The sequence below is a fragment of the Streptomyces sp. NPDC048484 genome, assembly GCF_040651415.1.
Classification (GTDB): Bacteria; Actinomycetota; Actinomycetes; order Streptomycetales; family Streptomycetaceae; genus Streptomyces.
Genome location: NZ_JBEZJY010000121.1, coordinates 1 through 3,463, shown reverse-complemented (window position 1 = coordinate 3,463; position 3,463 = coordinate 1). Strand labels below are relative to the sequence as shown.

The 3,463-nt window shown below is 68.1% G+C and carries 1 protein-coding gene and 2 pseudogenes; 2 read left to right on the top strand and 1 reads right to left on the bottom strand.

Annotated features, from left to right (window positions below):
- Positions 1–66: 66 nt before the first annotated feature.
- Positions 67–791 (top strand): annotated as a pseudogene (locus tag AB0D14_RS44760) (IS5 family transposase); the annotation flags it as partial.
- A 35-nt stretch (positions 792–826) separates the two neighbouring features.
- On the opposite strand, the pseudogene AB0D14_RS44755 reads toward AB0D14_RS44760, so the two are convergent.
- Positions 827–1,119, bottom strand: a pseudogene (locus AB0D14_RS44755) (transposase); the annotation flags it as partial.
- A 611-nt stretch (positions 1,120–1,730) separates the two neighbouring features.
- On the opposite strand from AB0D14_RS44755, the gene AB0D14_RS44750 reads away from it, so the two are divergent.
- Entirely contained in the window at positions 1,731–3,341 is a 1,611-nt protein-coding gene (locus tag AB0D14_RS44750) for an ISL3 family transposase (protein ID WP_362791231.1), read from the top strand.
- Positions 3,342–3,463 lie beyond the last annotated feature (122 nt).

The following is a 3,463-nucleotide window of genomic DNA, read 5'->3' as shown; positions in this document are numbered from 1 at the left end:
GCGGAGTGACGAGAGATTGTCACGCTCCGTTCTGTGAGAGCCGAGGGGTGAGATTCCCCTCGGCTACTCGGCAGCGTGGACTCCACCACCGCCCGCGCCCACCACGACGCCGCCGGGATGCGCCTCGGCAAGGAGGTCATGGGCGCCCTTGAAGAAGCTGCCGCCGACCAGGAACGGGCCCGGCAAAAGGGGGCGGCACGCCGGAACAGAACGGACAGGACGCAAGCGACGCCCCCGACCGGGAAAAACGGCGGCACCTCAGACGACGGCACAAGCTCCGTCTGAAGGAAGCCCTGCTCGGGAGATCCCGTGGCGGGCTGACGAGCAAGGTTCATCTCGCCGCGGACCGCAAGTGCCGTCCGTTGTCGTTCGTCCTGACCGCGGGACAGGCCGCCGACAGCCCGCAGTTCGTCCCCGTGCTGCAGAAGGTGCGGGTCCGTCTGCCTGTCGGCCGTCCCCGGACCCGGCCTGGGGCTGTCGCCGCCGACAAGGCCTACTCATCCCGCGCCAACCGTTCTTACCTGCGCAAACGCAACATCAAGGCCGTCATCCCGGAGAAGAAGGACCAGGCAGCCAACCGGAAGAGGAAAGGCAGCCGGGGCGGCCGGCCCACAGGTCACGACGCCGGTCTCTACAAGGAGCGGAACACCGTCGAGCGCCTGATCAACAAGCTGAAGGCCTGGCGGGGCATCGCCACTCGATACGACAAGTCGCCCGAGAGCTACCTCGCAGGCCTCCACCTCCGCGCCTCCATGATCTGGATCAACGACCTGCTGAAGGCAACTGACTGATCACGACGTCACACAGGCCCTAGTCGGCCCCTGCCCTCGCGGACCTGCCAGCGCAGCAGATCGTGGAGGACCTGGTCGGTACCGTCGTCACGCCACTTGGCGAAGTAGTAGTACACCGCGCCACGCGGCGGCAGGTCGTGCGGCAGGTAGTCCCACTGGCAGCCGGTGCGGCTCTGGTACAGCAGCGCGTTGACGATCTCCCGGATCTCGTACCGGCCCTGGTGCCCGCTGACCGACGGATGCCGGGCCTTCCAGCGGTGACCACGGGCTCGACCAACGCCCACCGCTCGTCGGACAAGTCGCTCTTGTAGGGCTTGCGGTCGCTCACGGAGCCACTCCAGCACAGCCGAGCCCCGTGACCAGCCACCAGTCCGCAGAGCCACACGTTCAGGCGACGACGAAACGGTCATCAAGTTACGTACCGCCCTCTGATGCGCCAACACGCGACCGGTGTGGATTCACGAAGTGTCCACGGTGACCCTCATGTGCGACGACTTCAGGCCCGTCTCATCCTTGCGCTCCATTGCGGCCGTCTCGATCGCCGAGACATGAGGAGGAGTTGAGTCTCGGCTCTCCTCAGCAGCGGGTGGCCCGGGCAGCGACGTCGCGTGCCGCGGGCGAGCTGTCCGCCGCTTCCCGGCTGCCGCACGCCGCGCTCGACCCATGGCACGATCGCACCACCCGTAGGAAGCGACCGCACCCTTGCTCACCTGCCGCGCGACCTCCGTTTTGGGGTCGGTACAGCACGAGGAGAGCTATCCCTGCCGTCGCCCCTGCCGGCAGCTGGACGTACGAACGGCTGGTCATTACCCGGAAGCATCACGCTTGTCGGCGTCGCTTGAACCGTGGCTCTTCCAAGATTTCCGTGAAGCCGGTCATGCTTCCGTGCGCCAGTGACGTTCCGTCATGGATGGCGGGATGCTCGGTCAGTGTGCAGAGTTGCTGAAGACGGTGTTTCCGCACCTCGGCGGGGTGCTGGTGGAGCAAGTGGTGGCAGAGGGCGGTCTGTTACGGATCGTGGCGAGTACGGCATCGACGATCTCGGCGTCGTGCCCGGACTGCGAGATTCTGTCGAGACGCCGGCACAGCGGCTACGAGCGCCGACTCGCCGACGACGCCGTCGGCGGCCGACGGGTGTCCATCACGCTGACCATCCGGCGCCTGTTCTGCGACAACCCCGGCTGCGCGAGAGTGACGTTCGCCGAGCAGGTCGATGGGCTGACCGTGCGTTACGGTCGGCGGACTCCGCAGCTCACGGGCCTGTTGGGCACGATCGCGGTGGCCCTGGCGGGCCGCGCCGGTGAACGCCTGGCGGCCCGGCTGCCGGCTCCGGTCAGCGACACCACTCTGCTGAGCCTGGCCATGGCCCTGGCCGATCCGTACGCACAGACGCCCCGGGTCCTCGGGGTCGATGAATTCGCCACCCGCAAGGGCCACAAGTACGGCACCGTGCTGGTCGACTGCGAGACCCACGCCCCCGTCGACCTGCTGCCCGACCGGGAGTCGGTGACGTTCGCCGCCTGGCTCACGGACCATCCCGGAGTGGAGATCATCTGCCGCGACCGCGGCGGTGCCTTCGCGGACGGCGCCCGTGCCGGAGCCCCCGACGCCGTCCAGGTCGCCGACTTGTGGCACCTGTGGCACAACCTCGCCGAGGCCGTGAAGTCCCTGGTCAGCAAGCACAGTTCCTGCCTTCGCGAACCGGCCCCCACCCCGGACTCACCCCCTGAAGTCCTGCACCCGCCGCTCTCCCGCGCGGGCCGGCTGGCCGAGCGGGTCCAGCAGCACCACACCGCCGTGCACGACCTGATCGGCCAGGGCCTCACCATCCGAGCCGTCGCCCGCCGCCTGGAACTGTCCCGCAACACCGTCCGCCGCTATGCCCGCGCCGTCACCTGGGAGGAACTGGCCACCGGCCGCTGGCAGAACCTGCCCAGCATCCTGGACCCCCACAAGCCCTACCTCCACCGGCGTTGGAACGAGGGCCACACCAGCGCCGTGAAACTCCACGCCGAACTTCGTGAGCAGGGCTTCACCGGCTCCTACTCCGTCGTCCGCGACTACCTCCGCCGCTTCCGACGCACACCCGACGATGCCCCGCCCCCGACCCGGCCTCCCGGCATCCGCAAGGTCACCGGCTGGATCACCCGAAACCCCGACCGGATGAGCGACGACGACCAGCACAAACTCAAGACCATCCTGGCCCGCTGCCCCGAACTCGAAGCCGCCACCGGACACGTCCGCTCCTTCGCCGCGATGATGGCCATCCGCGGCGCGAGCCGCCTGCCCGAATGGATCACCGCAGCACGAGCGGACACCGCCATCGGCCTCCGCGGCTTCGCCGACGGCCTGCTCACCGACCTCGACGCCGTCGTCCTCGGCCTGAGCACGGAATGGAGTTCGGGCTGCGTCGAGGGCAGAGTCACGGACATCAAGTTCCTCAAGCGCCAGATGGGCGGCAGAGCCGGACTTCCACTGCTCCGCAAGCGCGTCTTCCTCGTGGCCGCCGACCGTCGGCAACACAGAGTCACACCCCAGGCAACTCACTGACCGGCTTCACGGAAATCTTGGAAGAGCGTACGTCCAGCAGCTCGGGCATTGTCCCGGTTCGAAAGGAGGCTGAGGAGATGTAACCGAGCGTCAAGCTCAGGGCAGCCAGCCGGTGCAAGTCC